The sequence below is a fragment of the Agromyces bauzanensis genome, from assembly GCF_014645655.1.
Classification (GTDB): Bacteria; Actinomycetota; Actinomycetes; order Actinomycetales; family Microbacteriaceae; genus Agromyces; species Agromyces bauzanensis.
Map to the genome: position 1 here is coordinate 309,419 of NZ_BMMD01000002.1, position 18,930 is coordinate 328,348.

18 protein-coding genes, 1 tRNA gene and 1 pseudogene are annotated in these 18,930 nt (G+C 71.2%); 6 read left to right on the top strand and 14 right to left on the bottom strand.

The window, feature by feature from the left end; all coding sequences use genetic code 11:
• Window positions 1-42: 42 nt before the first annotated feature.
• Window positions 43-1,026: a Gfo/Idh/MocA family protein gene (locus IEX31_RS03720; protein ID WP_188742084.1), complete on the bottom strand. Its 984-nt coding sequence runs from the start codon at window positions 1,024-1,026 to the stop codon at window positions 43-45.
• 123 nt (window positions 1,027-1,149) lie between these two features.
• On the opposite strand from IEX31_RS03720, the gene IEX31_RS03725 reads away from it, so the two are divergent.
• Complete coding sequence (locus tag IEX31_RS03725) at window positions 1,150-1,503, top strand: hypothetical protein (RefSeq protein ID WP_188742085.1); 354 nt, start codon at window positions 1,150-1,152, stop codon at window positions 1,501-1,503.
• On the opposite strand, the gene IEX31_RS03730 is transcribed toward IEX31_RS03725, so the two are convergent.
• Complete coding sequence (locus tag IEX31_RS03730) at window positions 1,500-1,781, bottom strand: hypothetical protein (protein WP_188742086.1); 282 nt, start codon at window positions 1,779-1,781, stop codon at window positions 1,500-1,502. The genes IEX31_RS03725 and IEX31_RS03730 overlap by 4 nt on opposite strands.
• Window positions 1,778-2,104: a DUF7882 family protein gene (locus IEX31_RS03735; RefSeq protein WP_188742087.1), complete on the bottom strand. Its 327-nt coding sequence runs from the start codon at window positions 2,102-2,104 to the stop codon at window positions 1,778-1,780. Before IEX31_RS03735 ends, IEX31_RS03730 begins: the two co-directional genes overlap by 4 nt.
• Before the next feature lie 390 nt (window positions 2,105-2,494).
• Here IEX31_RS03735 and IEX31_RS03740 point away from each other — a divergent pair, with 390 nt between their 5' ends.
• Both IEX31_RS03740 and IEX31_RS03745 read left to right on the top strand, forming a co-directional pair.
• Window positions 2,495-3,808 carry an MFS transporter gene (locus tag IEX31_RS03740; protein WP_188742088.1) on the top strand — a complete coding sequence of 438 codons (1,314 nt, stop codon included), beginning with the start codon at window positions 2,495-2,497 and terminating at the stop codon, window positions 3,806-3,808.
• On the top strand, window positions 3,805-4,107 hold the full coding sequence (locus IEX31_RS03745) for a rhodanese-like domain-containing protein (RefSeq protein WP_188742129.1): 303 nt from the start codon (window positions 3,805-3,807) through the stop codon (window positions 4,105-4,107). The genes IEX31_RS03740 and IEX31_RS03745 overlap by 4 nt, the downstream gene beginning before the upstream one ends.
• Here the strand turns inward: IEX31_RS03745 and IEX31_RS03750 are convergent.
• The 6 genes and pseudogenes from IEX31_RS03750 to IEX31_RS03775 all read right to left on the bottom strand — a co-directional run bounded on the left by IEX31_RS03750 (window position 4,063) and on the right by IEX31_RS03775 (window position 9,609).
• Window positions 4,063-4,135, bottom strand: a tRNA-Thr gene (locus tag IEX31_RS03750). The genes IEX31_RS03745 and IEX31_RS03750 overlap by 45 nt on opposite strands.
• A gap of 78 nt (window positions 4,136-4,213) precedes the next feature.
• Window positions 4,214-5,740 carry an alpha/beta hydrolase gene (locus tag IEX31_RS03755; protein WP_188742089.1) on the bottom strand — a complete coding sequence of 509 codons (1,527 nt, stop codon included), beginning with the start codon at window positions 5,738-5,740 and terminating at the stop codon, window positions 4,214-4,216.
• Window positions 5,741-5,772: 32 nt separating this feature from the next.
• Window positions 5,773-6,948 carry a DNA polymerase III subunit delta' gene (locus IEX31_RS03760; RefSeq protein WP_188742090.1) on the bottom strand — a complete coding sequence of 392 codons (1,176 nt, stop codon included), beginning with the start codon at window positions 6,946-6,948 and terminating at the stop codon, window positions 5,773-5,775.
• A gap of 394 nt (window positions 6,949-7,342) precedes the next feature.
• Window positions 7,343-7,915: pseudogene (locus IEX31_RS03765) on the bottom strand (isochorismatase family protein); the annotation flags it as partial.
• A 291-nt stretch (window positions 7,916-8,206) separates the two neighbouring features.
• A complete protein-coding gene (locus tag IEX31_RS03770) occupies window positions 8,207-9,436 on the bottom strand; it encodes a M20/M25/M40 family metallo-hydrolase (RefSeq protein ID WP_188742092.1) in 1,230 nt (409 codons plus the stop codon).
• Window positions 9,406-9,609 carry a hypothetical protein gene (locus IEX31_RS03775; RefSeq protein WP_188742093.1) on the bottom strand — a complete coding sequence of 68 codons (204 nt, stop codon included), beginning with the start codon at window positions 9,607-9,609 and terminating at the stop codon, window positions 9,406-9,408. The genes IEX31_RS03770 and IEX31_RS03775 overlap by 31 nt, the downstream gene beginning before the upstream one ends.
• Before the next feature lie 99 nt (window positions 9,610-9,708).
• On the opposite strand from IEX31_RS03775, the gene IEX31_RS03780 reads away from it, so the two are divergent.
• Complete coding sequence (locus IEX31_RS03780; protein WP_188742094.1) at window positions 9,709-10,527, top strand: SGNH/GDSL hydrolase family protein; 819 nt, start codon at window positions 9,709-9,711, stop codon at window positions 10,525-10,527.
• Between the two features lie 10 nt (window positions 10,528-10,537).
• Complete coding sequence (locus IEX31_RS03785) at window positions 10,538-11,458, top strand: SGNH/GDSL hydrolase family protein (RefSeq protein WP_188742095.1); 921 nt, start codon at window positions 10,538-10,540, stop codon at window positions 11,456-11,458.
• Window positions 11,459-11,555: 97 nt separating this feature from the next.
• Here IEX31_RS03785 and tmk read toward each other — a convergent pair whose 3' ends face one another.
• Window positions 11,556-12,176, bottom strand: coding sequence for a dTMP kinase (tmk, locus tag IEX31_RS03790; RefSeq protein WP_188742096.1), 621 nt, complete (start codon window positions 12,174-12,176; stop codon window positions 11,556-11,558).
• On the bottom strand, window positions 12,173-14,968 hold the full coding sequence (topA, locus tag IEX31_RS03795; RefSeq protein ID WP_188742097.1) for a type I DNA topoisomerase: 2,796 nt from the start codon (window positions 14,966-14,968) through the stop codon (window positions 12,173-12,175). The genes tmk and topA overlap by 4 nt, the downstream gene beginning before the upstream one ends.
• Window positions 14,969-15,186: 218 nt before the next feature.
• On the opposite strand from topA, the gene IEX31_RS03800 reads away from it, so the two are divergent.
• Window positions 15,187-15,423 carry a hypothetical protein gene (locus IEX31_RS03800; protein ID WP_188742098.1) on the top strand — a complete coding sequence of 79 codons (237 nt, stop codon included), beginning with the start codon at window positions 15,187-15,189 and terminating at the stop codon, window positions 15,421-15,423.
• A 38-nt stretch (window positions 15,424-15,461) separates the two neighbouring features.
• Here the strand turns inward: IEX31_RS03800 and IEX31_RS03805 are convergent, their stop codons facing one another.
• Genes IEX31_RS03805 through prpB form a run of 3 tightly spaced genes read right to left on the bottom strand, consistent with a single transcriptional unit; the run spans window position 15,462 to window position 18,766 of the window.
• Window positions 15,462-16,649: a thiolase family protein gene (locus IEX31_RS03805; RefSeq protein ID WP_188742099.1), complete on the bottom strand. Its 1,188-nt coding sequence runs from the start codon at window positions 16,647-16,649 to the stop codon at window positions 15,462-15,464.
• Complete coding sequence (locus IEX31_RS03810; RefSeq protein ID WP_188742100.1) at window positions 16,636-17,847, bottom strand: bifunctional 2-methylcitrate synthase/citrate synthase; 1,212 nt, start codon at window positions 17,845-17,847, stop codon at window positions 16,636-16,638. Before IEX31_RS03810 ends, IEX31_RS03805 begins: the two co-directional genes overlap by 14 nt.
• Window positions 17,848-17,866: 19 nt before the next feature.
• A complete protein-coding gene (gene prpB / locus IEX31_RS03815) occupies window positions 17,867-18,766 on the bottom strand; it encodes a methylisocitrate lyase (RefSeq protein WP_188742101.1) in 900 nt (299 codons plus the stop codon).
• Window positions 18,767-18,930: the final 164 nt, after the last annotated feature.

Below are 18,930 nucleotides of genomic sequence, written 5' to 3' on the forward strand. Positions count from 1 at the left end.
GCACCCCGGCCGCACCCCGGTCACTCGCCGGTCACTCGCCGGTCACTCGCCGGGGTAACGGAGCCCGATCTCCTCGCGGATCGCGTCGAGCGTGCCCATGATCGCGACGGTCTCGTCGATCGGGAGCACATCGCCCGTGAGGTTCCCCTCGGCGACGAGCCGCTCGACCGCCGCCGCCTGGAAGTGCATGCCGCGGCCGGTCACGTCGGAACGGAACTCCTCGAGCACCGAACCGTCGGGCGCGACCACGCGGAAGGTCGTCGGCGTGTACCAGACCCGGTCGATCTCGATCCGGGCGTCGGTGCCGAGCACCGACGCGGTGTTGGGTCCGAGGGTGTGGCTCGCCGAGAGCGTCGTCGCGAGCCGATCGCCGTCGTACCCGAAGATCGTCGCGATCTGGGCGTCGGCGCCCGTGGCCTTGAAGGTGGCCGTCGTCTGGACCGTGAGCGGCGCGCCGAACAGGTCCCACGCGAACGAGATCGGATAGATACCGAGGTCGAGCAGGGCGCCGCCGCCGAGCTCGAGCGCGTTGATGCGGTGCTCGGGATCATCGGGGAGCCGCTGGGTGTGGTCGGCGATGAGGGTGCGCAGCTCGCCGAGCGTGCCGTCGGCGATGATCTCGCGGATGCGCACCATGTGCGGCAGGTACCGGGTCCACATGGCCTCGAGTATGAGGAGCCCCCGCTCGGCGGCGAGGTCGGCGAGCTCCTGCGCCTCTCGGGCGTTCACGGTGAACGGCTTCTCCACGAGCACGTGCTTGCCCGCCTCGAGCGCGAGTCGTGCGCTCGCCGCGTGCATCGGATGCGGCGTCGACACGTAGACGACGTCGACCTCGGGGTCGGCGACGAGGGACTCGTAGCTGTCGTGGGCGGTCGGGATGTCGAACTTCGCGGCGAACGCGTCGGCCGCCTCCCTGGACCGCGAGCCCACCGCCTGCACCGTGAAGCCGTTGAGCGTGAGGTCGTTCGTGAAGAGTCGGGCGATACCGCCCGTTGCCAGGATGCCCCAGCGCAGTCGATCCGTCATGGCCCGAAGCCTAGCGTCGGAGCCGCCCGCCCAGCGTGCGATGCCCCGGCTGAGGAGTTACGACCGCTCCGGCTCCGAGTCAAGGGATTGATCCGAACCCTGCCGAGCGATTACTCGTGGAGTATGGAGCGCATCTACTACGCCGGCGACCAGTTCCTCACGGGCACGGCCATCGCGAACGCACTGGTGTCGTACGCGGCCGCCCTCGGCCGTCGCGGCACGACGGGTGCCATCGAGATCCCGGTGCGCCACCCGGACGACGGCAGGCTCAGCGTGGTGAACTTCCTCGTCGGTCCCGCGAGCCAGATCGTGACCGAGCGCATCGACGCGGGGGACGACGACGAGCTCCGCGACGAGCAACTCGTGGAGCGGCTGCGGTCGCTGACCGCCGAGCTGGCGCCCATGCATCCGATCACGAACCACGGCGTGCCCGACACCGAACAGGCCGTCGACTACGACTGGACCGACGAGGTCTAGTCCGAGGTCTCGGACGTCTGGGCCAGGTGGCCATCCGCGGAATCGTCGGCCTGATCGGCCGCGGTCGGCGGCTCGTCGGGGATCGGCAGGAGCGCGATCGGGATGCCCGGACCGACGAGGATTTCGGCGGCCTGCGGCCGGCCCTCGCCGTAGTTCACGCGGATCCAGATCGAGCGCCCGTCGCGGTGCGCCGCCTCGACCTCCGACTTCATCTGATCGAAGCCCTCCTGGCCGATCGAGAACTCGCGGCCGCCGTAGATGATGCCGATGCGCTTCATGGCTCCCGGTCTCCACTGGTGCCGGTGTCCTCGGGCTCGGGCATGAGGTGCAGTCCGCTCGGCGAGTTCGCCGTGCCCATGAGCAGGTCGATCCACGCCCGGTTGATCGACGGCTGGCGCCCGCCCGCGTACTTGAAGTGGAGCGGGACCGTCGGATGGATCCAGAGCGTCGACCGCCCGTCGCCGACCGCCGGATCGTCGCGCCAACTGAAGTAGAACGACTCCCCCCGCCGGAGCTTGGCGCCGATCACGAGTTGCAGGTGAGCGAGGACGCGGTCGTCGAAGTCCACCGTCAACGTCGAATCGTAGGTCAGTCTGCCCACCGGGCCCCCCGATGCTCTGCATCCCGGCGATCGGGTACCCGCCGGGTCGTTGCGCCCAGACTAGCCGTGGCGGGCAGCCTGCCGCGCCCCCTTGACGAGTGGCGCGCGCGGTGCCTGCGCACGTGTCGGCGGGAGGGCTTCCACCGGCCGAACACGCCGTTCCGCCGCGAGGTCCGCGCGGGTGGTGTGCTGCACCGCCGAGCACCGCCGCGAAACCGCCGGCCCTCGTCAACGCGCTCGACGCCCCGCTCCCGACCGAGCGCGTGGTGGTGCCCGACGGCGGCAACGTGAATGTCGCGCAGCCGCACCGGCTGTAGTGTTGTCCGAGCCTGGCCGCGACTTCCGAGGAGGGCATTCGATGGGTGTTGGCGAGAACCCGGAGCCGGCCGCATGAGCCGGGGCGTGGCCACGAAGCGGGGCCGGCGACCGATCACCCTGGGCCTTCGCGCGAACGCGGCGCAGTTCACGATCCTGGTGGCCATCAACGCGCTGGTCGGCGGCATGGTCGGCCAGCAGCAGACGGTCCTGCCACTGCTCGCCGAGGACGAGTTCGGGCTCACCGGCTACACGTTCATGTTCACCTACGTGATCGCTTTCGGCGTCACCAAGGCGACCGCGAACTACTTCGCCGGCGCATGGTCGGACAGGTTCGGCCGCAAACCGGTGCTGATCGCGGGATGGCTGTTCGCGGTGCCGGTGCCTCTGATGCTGATCTGGGCCCCCGAGTGGGGCTGGGTCGTGGCGGCCAACGTGCTGCTGGGCGTCAACCAGGGGCTGACCTGGTCAACCACGGTGATCATGAAGATCGACCTGGTCGGTCCGAAGCAGCGGGGCCTGGCGATGGGCCTGAACGAGGCCGCCGGCTACGGTGCCGTCGCCATCACCTCGATGGCGGCCGGCTACCTGGCCGCGGAGTTCGGCCTCCGGCCTGCGCCGTTCCTCCTCGGCCTGACCTACACCGCGCTCGCACTGGGGCTTTCCACGCTGGCGGTCAGGGAGACCCGGGGCCACGCCGAGGCCGAGGCATCCGGTCACGTGCCCCGCGCCGACGGCCGGCATGACCATCTGCACGGCGAGCTCAGCAACCGCGAGGTGTTCGCGCAGACCAGCTTCCGCGAGCCTGCCCTCTCCTCTGCGAGCCAGGCGGGCCTGGTCAACAACCTCAACTTCGGCCTGTCGTGGGGACTGTTCCCGCTGCTGTTCGCAAGCTCGGGGCTCCCTGTCGGCCAGATCGGCGTGCTGTTCGCGCTCTATCCCGCGATGTGGGGCATCGGCCAGCTCTTCACCGGCGCACTGTCGGACCGGTGGGGCCGCAAGTACCTCATCGTCACGGGCATGTCCACCCAGGCCGCCGCCCTCGCCGTGATCGCGTCCGCCGAAAGCTTCGAGCTGTGGGCAGCGGGGACCATGCTGCTCGGCGCGGGCACGGCGATGGTCTACCCGACCCTGCTCGCGGTGGTCGGGGACGTGGCGCACCCGGCATGGCGGGGACGCGCCGTCGGCATCTACCGGGTCTGGCGCGACCTGGGCTACGCGGTCGGCGCGCTCATGGGCGGTGTCGTCGCCGACCTGTGGAGCCTACGCACCGCCGTCTGGGTGGCGGCGGCGGTCAGCGTCGTCTCCGCCGTGGTGGTCGCCGTGAGGATGTACGAGACGCATCATCGTCCCGCCGAGATGACGCCGGAGTCGGCTGACCATGGGTGACCGATACCGAGGCCGTCGACACCGACGAGCTGGTTCGCCGCATCGACGGCGGTGATGCGATCCTCCTGGATGTCCGTCCGGAGCCGGGGTATGCCGGAGGACACCTCCCGGGCGCGAAGCACATCCCCCTCGAGGAGCTGACCGGACGGCTGTCCGACCTCCCCCGCGATCGCGAGATCGTCGCGTACTGCCGCGGACGGTACGGTGTCCTGGAGTGGTGCCTGCCGGACTCCCGGTCGCGACCTCACGCACGGAGCCGCCTGTGGGAATCGAACCCACGACCTATTCATTACGAGTGAATCGCTCTGCCGACTGAGCTAAGGCGGCGTGGCCAGCGCATCACCGATGCGATCCCGCTGGCACGAGAGTCCATGTTAGCGGATCCGGAGGGCAGCGTTGACCACGTCAGCAGCCTGGGTCGTTCGCGGGTACCGTGCCGTCGATGAGGAACGCCTCGACCGTGTCGTCGACGCACGCGTTGGACTTGTTGTAGGCCGTGTGGCCCTCGCCGTCGTAGCTCACGAGCACGCCGCTCGCGAGCTGGTCGGCGAGCGCCACCGCCCACTCGTAGGGCGTCGCCGGGTCGCCGGTGGTGCCGATCACGAGGATCGGCGCCGCACCCTCGGCGTGGATGGGCCCGCGCTCGCGCTCGCCCTGGTGCGGCCAGTTCACGCACGCCAGGTCGCCGAAGCCGAAGTACGGCCCGATGGTCGGCGCGGCGGCGGCGACCGACGCGGCCTTCTCGCGCATGACGCCGACATCGGACTGGTACGCGTAGTCGAGGCAGTTGATCGCCCGGAAGGACTCGGTCGAGTTGTCGAGATAGGTGCCGTCCTCGTTGCGGCCGTTGTATCCGTCGGCGAACGAGAGCGCGTAGTCGGCCTCACCGAACATGACGGACTCGAGCATCTGGCTCAGGTACGGCCAGGAGTCGGCACTGTACAGGGGGTAGATGATGGCGGTGAGCAGCGTGTCGGCGCCCACCATGCGGCCATCGGAACCGCGTAGCGGGCTCGCGTCGACCGAGGCGAGCAGGCGGCCGACCTCGGCCATGCCGTCGTCGGCCGTGCCGTCGAAGGGGCACTCCGTTCCGGTCAGGCAGTCCTCGAGGTAGGCGTGCAGCGCCTGTTCGAAGCCGATCGCCTGCGCCTCGGTGACCTCGGCGTCGCTCGCCGATGGATCGATCGCGCCGTCGAGCACGAGGCGGCCCACCTTCTCGGGGTAGAGCTCGGCGTACGTCGCTCCGAGGAACGTGCCGTAGGAGTAGCCGAGGTAGTTGAGCTGCTCGTCGCCGAGGATCGCCCGCAGCAGGTCGAGATCGCGCGCCGCGCTCACGGTGTCGACCTCGCCGAGGAGGTCGCCCGTGCGCTCGGCGCAGGCCTGCCCGAAGTCCGCCGAGGCCGCCCCGACCGCGTCGACCCAGGCGTCGCTGCCGCGCTCGGCCGGCACGATGCCGTAGAGGTACTCGTCCATCTGCTCGGCGTCGTAGCAGGCCACCGCCGACGACTGGCCGACTCCGCGAGGGTCGAAGCCCACGACATCGAACCGCTCCTGCAGCGGTTCGCCGACCGCGTAAGCGAGCGACTCGGCGATGAACTCGTAGCCCGAACCGCCGGGACCGCCCGGGTTCACGAGCAGCGACCCGATCCGGTCGCCGCTCGCGACGTGGCGCACGAGTGCGAGCTCGATCTCGCCGCGCTCGGGGTCGTCCCAGTCGAGCGGCGCCGTCGCGCTCGCGCAGCCGAGCCCGTCGCCGCAGCGCTCCCATTCGAGCACCTGCGTGTAGAACGGGCGCAGCGCCTCGGCGACGTCCTCCCCGGTCGGGGTCGACACGGGCTTCTCGGCGTCCAGGATCGACGGAAGGCACCCCGTGAGGGCGAACGTGGCGACGAGCACGCCTGCGGCCGCGACCGCACGGACGCGCCGCGGCATCCGCCCCCTCGTGGTGCTGGTGCGTGCCCCGGTCATGCGGCTCCCTGTTCGGTCGTGGCGGTGCGGATCGCGCTCACGAGCATCGCCTCGAGGGCGAGCGCCGGTTGCACGTTGCCGTCGATGCGCTCGCGCGCGGCCTGGATGGCGTCGAGCGTGGCGAGCGTCGTCGCGGGAGCAGCAGATGCCGCGGCCCGGCGCAGCTCGGGCTCCAGCTCGCGATTGACGAGGTCGACACGGGCGTCGAGCTGGATCAGCAGGATGTCGCGGTACAGCGACGCGAGGTCGACGAGGATGCGGTCGATGCCGTCGCGGAGGCTCCTGGTGGCCCGGCGCTTCTGGTCGTCGTCGAGGGCCTTCAACTGCGGCCGGAGGGCGGCGGGCACGGCCTGCCCGGGAGCGAGGCCGAGCGAGTGCAGCGCGTGCGCGCGCTCCTCCGCGTCGCGCAGCTCGGTGATGGCCTTCGCGTCGTCGCCGGCGATCTCGAGGAACCGCGCCGCGGTCATGACGGCTGTCGCCGCCGATCGCACGGCGAGGGCGAGCCGCAGGGTCTCGGCGCGGCGGAGCCTCGCCTCCTCGCTCGTCGCGAGCCGGTGCGCCATGCCGATGTGGCACTGCGCCTCTCGAGCCGAGCGCTCGGCGAGGTCGGGCTCGATGCCGTCGCGACGTTCGAGGAGCGCCGCCACCTCGGCCACCGAGGGCATCTGCAGCCGCACGGTGCGCACGCGCGAGCGGATGGTCGGGATGAGGTCGGCCTCGCTCGGTGCGCAGAGGATCCAGACCGTGCGCTCGGGCGGCTCCTCGAGCTCCTTGAGCAGGAAGTTCGACGTCTGCTCGGTCATGCGGTCGGCGTCCTCGACGATGATGACGCGATGCCGGCCGACCGACGGCGAGTAGTGCGAGCGCCGCACGATCTCGCGCACGTCGTCGCGCTTGATGATGACGCCCTCGGTCGCGAGCACCTGCAGGTCGGGATGGCTGCGCGCCTCGACCTGGATGCGGGTCGCCTCATCGCCGTCGGGCTCGCCCGAGATGAGCGCCGTGGCGAACGCGTACGCGAGGTTCGACCGCCCCGAGCCGGGCGGCCCCGTGATGAGCCACGAGTGCGTCATCTGCTGCGACGACGCAGTCGACGCGTCGGCGGACTCGGCCGCCGAACGGAACACGGCTATGGCCTGCTCCTGCCCGGTCAGGTCGCTCCACACGCTCACGACACCACGCTACCTTCCGCCGCTGACCGTGATCCGTGAGGGCGTGATCCATGAGGGCTCAGACAAGGAAATCGATCGCCGAGGGGCACCGCGTCCTCCACGTCCCACGTCGCGAAGAGCTCGGTCGGCGCCGAGCCGCCGTGCACCAGCAGCACCGGCGGCCGGCCGGATTCCGCATCGTCGCCATGCACGCGGTAGGCGATGAGCACCCCGTCGGGCGACTCGGCGTGGAGGATCGGCGACGAGGACGACTCCGGGATCACACGCGTCCCGCCTCGTCGTCGGCCGATGCGCCGGCGGCATCCGCCTCACCGTCGCCATCCGCCGGCTCGGCCGCATCCACGTCGTCGGCCTCGGGCGCCTCGGCGACCTCGCCCGGCGGCAGCTCGGCCGATTCGACGATCGCGGCCCCGGCGTGGCCGAGCTCGGCGATCGCGGCCTCAGACGTCTCGGGCGCGACGCCCGCGACGAGATCGCGGAGCACGCGCACATGACGTCCGTGCTCGATGGCGTCGAGCGCGCTCGCGCGGACGCAGTAGTCGGTCGCGATGCCCGCGACGTCGACATCGGTGATGCCGTGGCGCTCGAGGACCTCCGTGATCGACGCGCCCGCGTCATCCGTGCCTTCGAAGATCGAGTACGCCGGCACGCCCTGGCCCTTCCGGATGTGCACGTCGACGCGGCTCGTGTCGAGCGCCGGGTGGTACTCGGCGCCGTCCGTGCCGGCCATGCAGTGCTTCGGCCACGTCGTGACGAAGTCGGGTGCCACGTCGGTCGCGAAGTGCCCGCCGTTGTCGTCGTCGGGGTTGTGCCAGTCGCGGGATGCCACGACGAGGTCGTAGCGCTCGCCGTGCTCGGCGAGGTACTCGGTGATGCCGGCGGCCACCGCGGCGCCGCCGTCGACGCCGAGCGCTCCGCCCTCGGTGAAGTCGTTCTGCACGTCGATGATGAACAGGGCCCGACTCATGATCGGCTCCTTCGCTCCTCGGGTCTCGGGCGGGGTTCGTCCAGCCGCCGTCTCCATTCTGTCGCGGTTCGGGATGCCGCGGGCGGGCACTCCGTCACTCGTTCGAGAGCTCGTCCCCGCAGCGGGAGAAGCCCGTGGTCAGCGTGTCGATCCACCCCGTCTTGCGAACACCGCGCCGCGCGCGACCGCGTCGTCGCCCGCCAACCGGTCGTCGCTCACCCGGGCATCGTACGGAGGCCGCCCGGACGAGTCCCGAGTGCCGGTCGCGACGGTACACGCCCCGCGACGGACTCAGCGTGCGGGGTCGCGGTCGTCCGTCGCAGCGCAGAAGTCCCCGATGACGCGCCCGATCACGTCCGTGAGTGCCTCGAGCGACGCGATCGAGACCCACTCCTCGTCGGCGTGCGCGCCCCCGCCGATCGGCCCGACGAGCACGACCGGGATGCCCGCATCGGCGATGAGGCCGGCGTCGGTCCACCACGGGTCGCCGCGGCGGTCGGCGGGGGCGCCCGTGACGCGCTCGACGCCGTCGAGCACCGAGCGGACGATCGCGGCCCCGGCCCCGGCCTCCATCGCGGGCCGCGACACGACGCGGACGATCCGCGACGGCTCCGACGCGGCGAGCACCCGCTCGAGCTCGGCGCCCGGATCGGCATCGCCGGGGAGGGTTCGCCGCTCGACGACGAGCACGCAGCGATCGGCGACCGTCGCGGCATCCGTCCCGCCGTCGATCGTCGCCACGCGCACGCTTCCGGTTCCGAGCAGCGGATGCCGCGGCCGCGCCGCGAGCTCGCGGCCGAAGGCCCGCAGGGCGAGGAGCCCGTCGAGCGCGCGCTCGATCGCATCGACGCCGAGGTCGGGCTGCGAGCCGTGCGCGGCGACGCCGTCATACTCGACGCGGTACCAGGCGAAACCGCGGTGCGCGAGCGTGACGCCGAGATCGGTCGGCTCGAGCACGACGGCGCCGTCCGGACGTCGATCCGCGCCCTCGGGGCGGGCGGCCTGCGCGCGGATCGCGGCGAGCAGCTCCTCCATGCCGAGCGACCCGAACTCCTCGTCCGCGGCGAACGCGAGCACGACGTCGCCCGGGAGCCCGTCGGGCGCGGTGGCGGCGGCGACCATCGCGGCCGCGAGGCCTCCGGCCATGTCGTACGCGCCGCGGCCGAGGATGCGGTCGGGTGCGGCGTCGGCAGCGCCATCCGCCCGCAGACCCGCGACGCTGCCATCGTCCCCGGCGCGCCCACCCGTACCCGCACCCGCACCCACGCCGCCCACGGTGTCGAGGTGCCCGGCGAGGAGGAGCGTGCGACCGCCGCCGCTGCCCCGACGCCGCGCGAGGACGCTCGGACGCTCGGGGTCGGCGCCGACCAGGCGGACCTCGAAGCCGCGCTCGTCGAGCCATGCCGCGACGACCTCGGCGAGTTCCCGCTCGCCGGCGCCGCCCGCGACCAGCGAGGGGTTGGTCGCGTCGATCTCGACGAACCGCCGGGTCAGCGCGGCGACGTCGGTGCTCGAGGACATCCGCTCCGCGCTCCGACGTTCGGGATGCCGCGCTCGTCGGCGAACGCGCGAGCGGACTCGATCGAACGCGAGCCCACGGCGCGAACGTCGAAGCCGTTCCGCAGGAGGTCATCGGTGAAGAGGCGGGCGATCCCGCCGATCGCGAGGATGCCCCATCGCAGTCGTGCCGTCATGCGCGCCAGCCTAGCGGGGCCGGAGATGCGGAGGCCGTGGTCCTGATGACACCTGTTCTGGGAGATGCGGAAACCTCGACTTCTCGCTACGGTTCGGCCATGTCGGCACATTCCATCCGCAGGAGCCGCATCGTCGGCTCATCCGTCGGGGCCGTCGTCGCCCTCGTCGCCGCACTGTTCGGCGCCGCTCCTGCCGCCCTCGCGGATCCGCCCGCCCCACCCGCGAAGTACGTCTCGCTCGGCGACTCGTACGCGGCAGGCCAGGGTGCCGGCATTCCGCTCGACGCCTGCTTCCGATCCACCGCCGCCTACCCCGTGCTGCTGGACGCCGAGCCGCGCACGAACCTGCTCCGCCAGGCGGCCTGCAGCGGGGCCACGATCGCGGATGTCTCGGCGACGCAGCTGTCGCGGGTGAATCGTGGCACGACCCTCGTGACCGTGACCGTCGGGGCGAACGACGTCGGTGCGGGCGCGGTCTACGCCGCGTGCGCCCAGGAGCCGTACTCCGTCGCGTGCTATCAAGCCGTCGGCGCAGCGACGGAGGTGCTGGAGTCCGGGGTCATCGCAACGGAGCTCACGGGGCTCGTGTCGGCGATCTCCGAGCGGGCACCGAACGCCGCCATCGTCGTCACCGACTATCCGCTGCCCTTCGCGAACGGGCTCGATGAGCTGACCGAGTTCGTGAACGGTGCGACGCTGACGCTCGACCAGCAGATCGCGGCAGGCGTCGGGGCCGCCCACGACGCCGGTGCGGACGTCGAGCTGGCGCCCGTCGTACCGGCCTTCCTCGGCCACGGCGCCGGTGGGCCTGCGGCGTGGGTGGGATCTGACCCGGCCGACGCGCTCACCTTCCTGCACCCGACGGCCGACGGCCAGGCGGCGTACCGCGACGTGATCCTCGCCGCGCTGGCGAGCTAGGGGTCGGGCGATGTCGAACCGCGCGCGCGCCGCCGCCGACCACCACCCGTACGATCGTCGGCGGCTTGCGGTGCTCGCCGCCGCCCTGCTCGCCGCGCTCGCGCTCGTGATGGGCGCCGCCGTCGTCGGCCCTGCGGATGCGGCCTCCGCTGCCGTCTCGGCCGGCAAGCCCGACAAGCCGGGCAAGCCCGGGGGCGGCGGGGGCGGCGGCACGACCGAGCTGACGTACGCCGCGCTCGGCGACTCGTTCGCAGCGGGCGTCGGCGCGGGCAGCTACCTCGAACGGACCTGCTACACGAGCTCGAAGAGCTATCCGAAGCTGCTGGACGCCGACTCGGACAAGCAGCTCGTCGCGTTCCCGGCCTGCTCGGGCAAGGACACGGCGGACGTGGTCTCGCGGCAGGTGGCCACGGTGCCGACGACGGCGAAGGTCGTCACGGTCACGGTCGGCGGCAACGACGTCGGCTTCGCCGGCGTGATGCAGAACTGCTTCGTGCTGCCGGACGACACCGCGTGCGCGTCTGCCATCGCGACGGGCGCGGCCATCGCCGCGTCGGACGCGTTCGCGGCGAGCATCGCCTCGGTGGTGAACTCGCTCGAGGCGCGCGCGCCGGGGGCGAAGGTCATCGTCACGGGATATCCGCTGCTCTTCTGGGAGGACAGCTCGGGCGTCAACCCGAAGTACTCCTGGGCCGACGAGGTGAACGACGAGACGGTCATCCTGAACGACGTGATTCAATCGGTCGCGACCACGAACGGCGCCGTCTTCGTCGACGTCGAGGACGACTTCGCCGGCCACGGCATCGGCAGCTCGAGCCCGTGGATCAACGACTGGAAGTGGGTCACGGCGACCACCCCGACTGCGTTCCACCCGAACGCCACCGGGCACGCGGCGTACGCCACGGCGATCCGCGCGGTGCCGCTCTCATAGTCCGGAGGAGCGCCCCGAGCGGACCGAGGACCGGTGAGCGGTGGGTCGCGGCATGGCCGAGGCCGACCTTCCGCCGCTGACCGTGATCCGTGAGGGCTCAGACGAGGCCGGCCACGCGGCCGCGAATCGCCGCCGCGATGTCATCGGCGGGAAGCGCCGCATCGACCACCAGGAACCGCCCGGGCTCGGCGGCCGCGAGCTCGAGGTAGGCCGTGCGCACGCGGTCGTGGAACTCGGATGCCTCGGCCTCGAGTCGGTCGTACCGCGTGCGCGCCCGGTCGAGGCGGGCGCGCGCGGCATCCGCGTCGAGGTCGAGGAGGATCGTGAGGTCGGGGAGCAGCCCCTCGGTCGCCCACTCCGAGACGAACCGCACCTCCTCGGGATCGAGCACGCGGCCGGCACCCTGGTAGGCGACCGACGAGTCGATGTAGCGGTCCTGGATCACGATGTCGCCGCGTTCGAGGGCGGGCCGCACGACGGTGGCGACATGGTGCGCGCGGTCGGCCGCGTACAGCAGGGCCTCTGCGCGCGGCGCGATGTCGCCGCGATGGTGCAGCACGATCTCGCGCACCTCGACGCCCACGTCGGTGCCGCCGGGCTCACGCGTGCGCACCACCGTGCGGCCGCGGCCGGCGAGCCACTCCTCGAGAAGCTCCGCCTGCGTCGTCTTGCCCGACCCGTCGCCTCCCTCGAGCGTGATGAAGACGCCGCGCGTCACGTGGTGCTCTTCTTGGCGGACGCCTTCTTCGCGGGCGCCTTCCTCGGCGCGGCGGAACGCGTCGTCGTGCGCGTGGCCCGCGGCGCGGCGGGACCCTTGTCGCGCTTCTGCTGGAGCAGCTCGGCGGCACGCTCGAACGTGATGTCCTCCACCGACTCGGCGCGCGGGATCGTCGCGTTCGTCGTGCCGTCGGTGACGTACGGGCCGAACCGGCCGTCCTTCACCTTGATCGGCTTCCCACTCACGGGATCGGCGTCGAACTCCTTGAGCGCGCTCGACGCGCGGCGGGCGCCGTACTTCGGCTGCGCGAGCAGCTCGAGCGCGCCAGCGAGGTCGGTCTCGAAGATGGCGTCCTCGCTCGGCAGCGTGCGGGTCTCGGCGCCCTTCTTGAGGTACGGGCCGTAGCGACCGTTCTGCGCGGTGATCTCGTCGCCCGACTCGGGGTCGATGCCGATGACACGCGGCAGGTCGAGCAGCTTCAGCGCCGTTTCGAGGTCGACCTCCTCGATCTGCATGCTCTTGAAGAGGGACGCGGTGCGCGGCTTCGCGGGCACCGCCTTCTTGGCGCCGCGCTTGGGCTTCGCCGGCTCGACGACCTCGCCGGTCGCGGCGTCGACGGATGCCTCGGGCTCGGGCTCGACCTCGGTGACGTACGGCCCGAACCGGCCGTCCTTCACGACGACCTCCTTGCCGTTCTCGGGGTTCACGCCGAGCACCCGGTCGCCCTGGACGGGCGCCTCGATGAGCTCGCGGGCCTTCGTCTCGGTGAGCTCGTCTGGCGCGAGGTCCTGCGGGAGGTTCACGCGCCGCGGCGGCGCGTCGGGTGCGGCGTCGGGATCGACCGTCTCGAGGTAGGGACCGTACTTGCCGATGCGCAGCGTGATGCCGGGCGCGATGGCGACCGAGTTGATCTCGCGCGCATCGATGTCGCCGAGGTTGTCGACGACCTGGCGGAGGCCGCGGTGCTTGTCGGAGCCGAAGTAGAAGCTCGACAGCCAGTCGACGCGGTCGGCCTCTCCGGCCGCGATGTGGTCGAGGTCGTCCTCCATCTCGGCGGTGAAGTCGTACTCCACGAGGTCGCCGAAGTGCTCCTCGAGCAGGCGCACGACCGAGAACGCCACCCAGCTGGGCACGAGCGCCTGGCCGCGCTGCGTGACGTAGCCGCGGTCGAGGATCGTCGAGATGATCGACGCGAACGTCGACGGGCGGCCGATGCCGAGCTCCTCCAGGCGCTTGACGAGGCTCGCCTCGGTGTAGCGCGGCGGCGGGCTCGTCTCGTGGCCCTTCGCCTCGAGGTCGGCGAGGCCGACCGTCTGGCCCTCCTTCAGCGGCGGCAGCTTGGCCTCGCCCGGCGCGTCGTCGGCGTTGCGCTCCTCGTCGCGCCCCTCCTCGTACGCGGCGAGGAAGCCGCGGAACGTGATGACGGTGCCGCTGGCCGTGAACTCGGCGATGGTGCCGGCCACGGCGACGGACGCCTCGGCGGGGGCCGGGGCATAGGTCGCCGTCGGCCCGACCTCGATCGTGACGGTTGCGGTCTGGCCCTTGGCGTCGGCCATCTGCGAGGCGACCGTTCGCTTCCAGATGAGGTCGTACAGCTTGAACTCGATGCCCCGCAGCATGTTCTGCAGCTCCGAGGGCGTGCGGAACACGTCGCCCGACGGCCGGATCGCCTCGTGCGCCTCCTGCGCGTTCTTCGACCTGCTTGCGTAGACGCGGGGCTTGTCGGGGATCGAGTCCGCGCCGTAGAGCGCGGTCGCCTGCTTCCGGGCGGCGGTGATCGCCTGCTGCGACAGCGACGTCGAGTCGGTGCGCATATAGGTGATGTAGCCGTTCTCGTAGAGCGACTGCGCGACGCGCATGGTGTCACGCGCGGAGAGCCGGAGCTTGCGGGCGGACTCCTGCTGCAGCGTCGACGTGGTGAACGGCGCGGCGGGGCGGCGGGAGTACGGCTTCGACTCGACCTTCGTCACCGTGCGGGCGACGCCGTCGGCACGCAGCGCCTCGACGAGCGACTCGGCGACCCGCTCGTCGAGCACGACCGCCTTCGACTTGAGCTTGCCCATATCGTCGAAGTCGCGACCCGTGGCGACCCGCTCGCCGCCGAGGCGGACGAGGCGCGCCTCGAACGACGGCGCGTCCGAGACATCCGTCGCCGCCGTGAAACGGCCGATGAGGTCCCAGTAGCCCGCCGGCACGAACGCCAGGCGCTCGCGCTCGCGGTCGACGACGAGCCGCGTCGCGGCCGATTGCACACGGCCGGCGGAGAGGCCCGGGCCGACCTTGCGCCAGAGCACCGGCGACACCTCGTAGCCGTAGAGCCGGTCGAGGATGCGGCGCGTCTCCTGCGCGTCGACGAGGGCCGTGTCGAGCTCGCGGGTGTTGTCCTTCGCCTTCTCGATCGCTTCCTTCGTGATCTCATGGAAGACCATGCGCCGCACGGGCACCTTGGGCTTCAGCTCCTGCAGGAGGTGCCACGCTATGGCCTCGCCCTCGCGGTCCTCGTCGGTGGCGAGCAGAAGTTCGTCGGCGCCCTTCAGTGCACGCTTGAGTTCGGCGACCGTCTTCTTCTTCGCGTCGGACACCACGTAGTAGGGCTCGAAGCCGTGCTCGACGTCGACGGAGAACTTGCCGAGCGATCCCTTCTTGAGCTCGGCGGGCAGGTTCTTCGGCTCGATGAGGTCACGGATGTGTCCGACCGACGAGAGCACCTCGTATCCGTCGCCGAGGTACTGGGCGATCGACTTCATCTTGGTCGGCGACTCAACGATGACCAACTTCTTCGCGCCTGCCACCAGACTCCTCTTCACTCTGAATAGGGGAACGCACAGTCCGAGCTCGCCCCCCGAGCGGTGTGCCGTCGATCGGCGGAACGGTGCCGCCGACAGCCACACCATACACACACTCACCGTGAGTGCACCCACTCGACGCCGCGAAGCTGCCGCGATCGGGGCACGGGAAACGCCCTCGCGCCACCCCTTGCACATCGCCGGTCGCGGAGGAGAATGGCGACATGGACACCTCTTCCGCGAGCTCGTACACCGCCAAGCTGATCGACGGTCCGCTCGAGGGGAAGACGGTCGCGACCGCCTTCCTCGAGTCGGGCGACCCTCGCCCGAGACTCGAGTTGAACGCCGAGCAGGGAAAGCGCTACATCTACACCCGGGCCGCCGGACTCGAGTTCGCCGGGGAGGACGACGATCGGCCCACCGCGGTCGAGTACCGGTTCATCGAGACCGTCTTCGACTGAGTCTCCCTTCGGCTGAGTCACCCGGGCGGTCGTCGGCGTCAGCCGTCCCAGCGCCGGATCAGCGCCGCCAGCGCCTGACCGCCTCCGATGCACATGGTCACGATCGCGTACTCCAGGTCGCGCCGGTGCAGGTCGAGCGCGGCGCGCACGGTGAGGATCGCGCCGGTCGCGCCCACGGGGTGCCCGAGCGCGATCGCCCCGCCGTAGGGGTTGGTGCGCTCGGGGTCGAGGCCCGCATCGCGGATCACGGCGACCGCCTGCGCCGCGAACGCCTCGTTCAGCTCGACCGTGCCGATGTCCGAGGGGGTCAGGCCGGTCTGCTCGAACAGCCGGGCCAGGGCGATGACGGGCGCGTAGCCCATGAGCTCGGGCTCGATTCCGGCGGTCGCCACGGCCTCGATCGTGGCGAGTCCGCCCAGGCCGCGCTCGCGCACCTCGGCCTCGCGCATGAGCACGACGGCGCCCGCTCCGTCATTGATGCCCGACGAGTTGCCGGCCGTCACCGAGCCCCCCTCCTGGAAGGCCGGGCGAAGGCCCGCGAGCACCTCGAGTGTCGTGCCGGGTCGCGGATGCTCGTCGGCGGTCACCTCGACGGGCCTTCTCCCGCCCGTGGTGAACCGCACGATCTCCTCGGCGAAGGCTGCGCGCGCGGCATCCGTCGCCGCCCGGCGCTGGCTCTCGACGGCGAACTCGTCCTGCTCTGCGCGCGACACGCCGTAGCGCGCCGCGACGTTCTCGGCCGTGACGCCCATGTGCGAGCCGGTGAACGGGTCGGTCAGCATGGCCACGGTGCCGTCCACGAGGGTGCGGTCGCCGAGCCGATCGTTGAACCGGGCGTCGAAGTCGTAGAACGGCATGCGGCTCATGTTCTCGTCGCCGCCCGCGAGCACGACGTCGACGCCGCCCCACCGGAGTTCCTGCGCGCCCGACCAGATGGCCTGCAGGCCCGATCCGCACAGGCGGTTGACCGTGAAGGCCGGCACGCGCACGGGCATCCCTGCGGCGAGCGCGACCCGCCGCGCGTTGTAGGCGTCGCCGGCGACCTGGCCGATGCAGCCCATCACCACCTCGCCGACCTCGTCCGCGCCGACCCCGGCACGGACGAGGGCCTCCGTCGCCGCCGCGGCGCCGAGCTCATGCGCCGGGGTCCCGCGGAACGCCCCTCCGAACGTGCCGACGGGGGTGCGAGCCCCCGCCACGATCACGACCTTGTCATTGTTCGGCATCGATCACTCCTCCTAGAGTTCGTTCTGGTGCAACCGGTCGGCCGACGACGACCGGGACATGCCGCTCCTCGACGCCGTCGTAGACGGAGAGCGGACGGATGAGCGCGTTGGCCGCGGCCTGCTCGATGATGTGCGCCGTCCAGCCCGTGACCCGGGACGCCACGAAGAGCGGGGTGAACGTCGGCGTGTCGAACCCCATGAGGTGGTACGCGGGACCCGACGGGTAGTCGAGGTTGGGGTGGATGCCCGTGCGTGCGACGAACTCGGTCGCGAGCGCGTCGTACAACGCCGCGACATCCGGCCGGTCGTAGTGGGCGATGAGCGTGTCGAGCGCGGACTTCATGGTGGGCACTCGCGAGTCGCCGCTCTTGTAGACGCGGTGGCCGAAGCCCATGATCTTGCGCCGTTCGGCGAGCGCCCCGTCGAGCCACGGCGTCACGTTCTCGGCTGATCCGATCTCCTCGAAGAGGTGCATGACCGCCTCGTTGGCACCACCGTGCAGCGGCCCCTTGAGGGCGCCGATCGCGCCGACCACGGCCGAGTACAGGTCGGAGAGCGTCGAGGTGATGACCCGGGCGGTGAACGTGGAGGCGTTGAAGGAGTGCTCGGCGTACAGGATCATCGAGACGTCGAACGCGTCGACCACGAGCTGATCCGGCACCTCACCGAACGTCATGTACAGGAAGTTCGCGGAGTAGCCGAGGTCGTCGCGCGGTGGCACGACGACCTGGCCTCGACGACGACGCTGGTCGTACGCGACCATCGCCGGCAGTGCGGCGAACAGCGCCTTCGCCTTGGCCAGGTTCGCCTCGGGGCTCGAATCGTCGGCGGTGGGGTCGGATGCCCCGAACACGCTCACGGCGGTACGCACGACGTCCATCGGGTGCGCCGTCGTGGGGAGCAGGTCGATCGCGGTCCTGACGTTCGGCTGCAGTGCCCGGCCGGCGCGCTCCCCAGCCCGGAACGCGGCCAGCTGCGCGGCATCCGGCAGCTCGCCGTGCCAGAGCAGGTAGGCGACCTCCTCGAATCGCTTCGCCGCGGCGAGCTCCTGCACGGGATAGCCGCGATACAGCAGGGAGTTGGTGTCGGGGTTCACCTTCGAGATGGCCGTGGTGTCGACCACGACCCCGGTGAGGCCCTTGCGGATGTCAGGCGCCGGCGCCGGCGCCGGCGCGGTGGTGGTGGTGGAGTCGGTCATGCGGATCCGTTCTCGAGCGTCAGCGTGCGACGGTGAAGTTGAAGATCGAGGTGTCGAAGTGGCTGTAGCCCTCGTAGTCGATGAGCTCGTAGAGGTCGGCGCGGTGCTGCATGCGGTCGAGCAAGCCGTTGAGCGTTCCCGTGGCATCGAGTTCGTCGAGGCCCCGCTCGGCGGCGCCCATCGCGAGGCGCAGCAGCGACACGGGCCAGATGACGATGTTCATGCCGACGTTCGCCAGCTGCTCGACGGTGAAGAGCTCGCTCTTGCCGAACTCGGTCATGTTCGCGAGCAGCGGAACGTCGACGGCGGCGCGGATCGCCGCGAATTCCTCGAGCGAGGCCATCGCCTCGGGGAAGATCGCGTCGGCGCCCGCGTCGACGAGCTTCTTGGCGCGGTCGACCGCCGCGGGCAGTCCGTCGACGGCACGGATGTCGGTGCGCGCCATGATGAGGAAGTTCTCGTCGCGGCGGGCATCGACTGCGGCGCGGATCCGCTGCAGGGCGGTCGTTTCGTCGACGACCTGCTTGCCGTCGAGGTGGCCGCACCGCTTCGGGTTCACCTGGTCCTCGATGTGGAGGCCCGTGAGGCCCGCGTCCTCCAGCTCCTGCACCGTTCGGGCAACGTTCATGGGCTCGCCGAAGCCCGTGTCCGCGTCGATGATCGCGGGCAGCTCGGTCATCCGGGTGATCTGCTTCCCGCGGCCCGCGACCTCGCTGAGCGTGGTGAGGCCGATGTCGGGCAGGCCCAGGTCGGCCGAGAGCACGGCACCCGAGATGTAGACGCCGTCGAAGCCCTTCCGCTCGATCAACCGTGCCGAGAGCGGGTTGAACGCCCCCGGGAACCGCAGGATCTCGCCACTGGCGAGCCGCTCGCGGAACCGGCGGCGCTTCTCGTGAGCGGGTGTCTGTGCGTACAGCATGGTGGTGGACCTCCTAGAAGATGCCGACGGGCGCGTCTACCTGGGCGAGCACGCCGGGCGCCGCCGTGATGGTGAGGCCGCCGAGCTCCTCGGGGCCGAGCTCGGGCAGGCGCTGCGCGAGTTCGAGGAACCGCTCGATCTCGGCCTCCTCGAGCACCCATTCC

Coding starts and splice junctions, on each gene's coding strand:
- IEX31_RS03725 (WP_188742085.1), top strand. CDS start 1,150: ATGGAGCGCATCTACTACGCCGGCGACCAGTTCCTCACGGGCACGGCC.
- IEX31_RS03775 (WP_188742093.1), bottom strand. CDS start 9,609: ATGACGGCACGACTGCGATGGGGCATCCTCGCGATCGGCGGGATCGCC.
- IEX31_RS03810 (WP_188742100.1), bottom strand. CDS start 17,847: ATGACCGACTCCACCACCACCACCGCGCCGGCGCCGGCGCCGGCGCCT.
- IEX31_RS03805 (WP_188742099.1), bottom strand. CDS start 16,649: ATGCCGAACAATGACAAGGTCGTGATCGTGGCGGGGGCTCGCACCCCC.
- IEX31_RS03800 (WP_188742098.1), top strand. CDS start 15,187: ATGGACACCTCTTCCGCGAGCTCGTACACCGCCAAGCTGATCGACGGT.
- prpB (WP_188742101.1), bottom strand. CDS start 18,766: ATGCTGTACGCACAGACACCCGCTCACGAGAAGCGCCGCCGGTTCCGC.
- IEX31_RS03740 (WP_188742088.1), top strand. CDS start 2,495: ATGAGCCGGGGCGTGGCCACGAAGCGGGGCCGGCGACCGATCACCCTG.
- IEX31_RS03770 (WP_188742092.1), bottom strand. CDS start 9,436: ATGTCCTCGAGCACCGACGTCGCCGCGCTGACCCGGCGGTTCGTCGAG.
- IEX31_RS03780 (WP_188742094.1), top strand. CDS start 9,709: ATGTCGGCACATTCCATCCGCAGGAGCCGCATCGTCGGCTCATCCGTC.
- IEX31_RS03785 (WP_188742095.1), top strand. CDS start 10,538: ATGTCGAACCGCGCGCGCGCCGCCGCCGACCACCACCCGTACGATCGT.
- IEX31_RS03720 (WP_188742084.1), bottom strand. CDS start 1,026: ATGACGGATCGACTGCGCTGGGGCATCCTGGCAACGGGCGGTATCGCC.
- IEX31_RS03755 (WP_188742089.1), bottom strand. CDS start 5,740: ATGCCGCGGCGCGTCCGTGCGGTCGCGGCCGCAGGCGTGCTCGTCGCC.
- IEX31_RS03730 (WP_188742086.1), bottom strand. CDS start 1,781: ATGAAGCGCATCGGCATCATCTACGGCGGCCGCGAGTTCTCGATCGGC.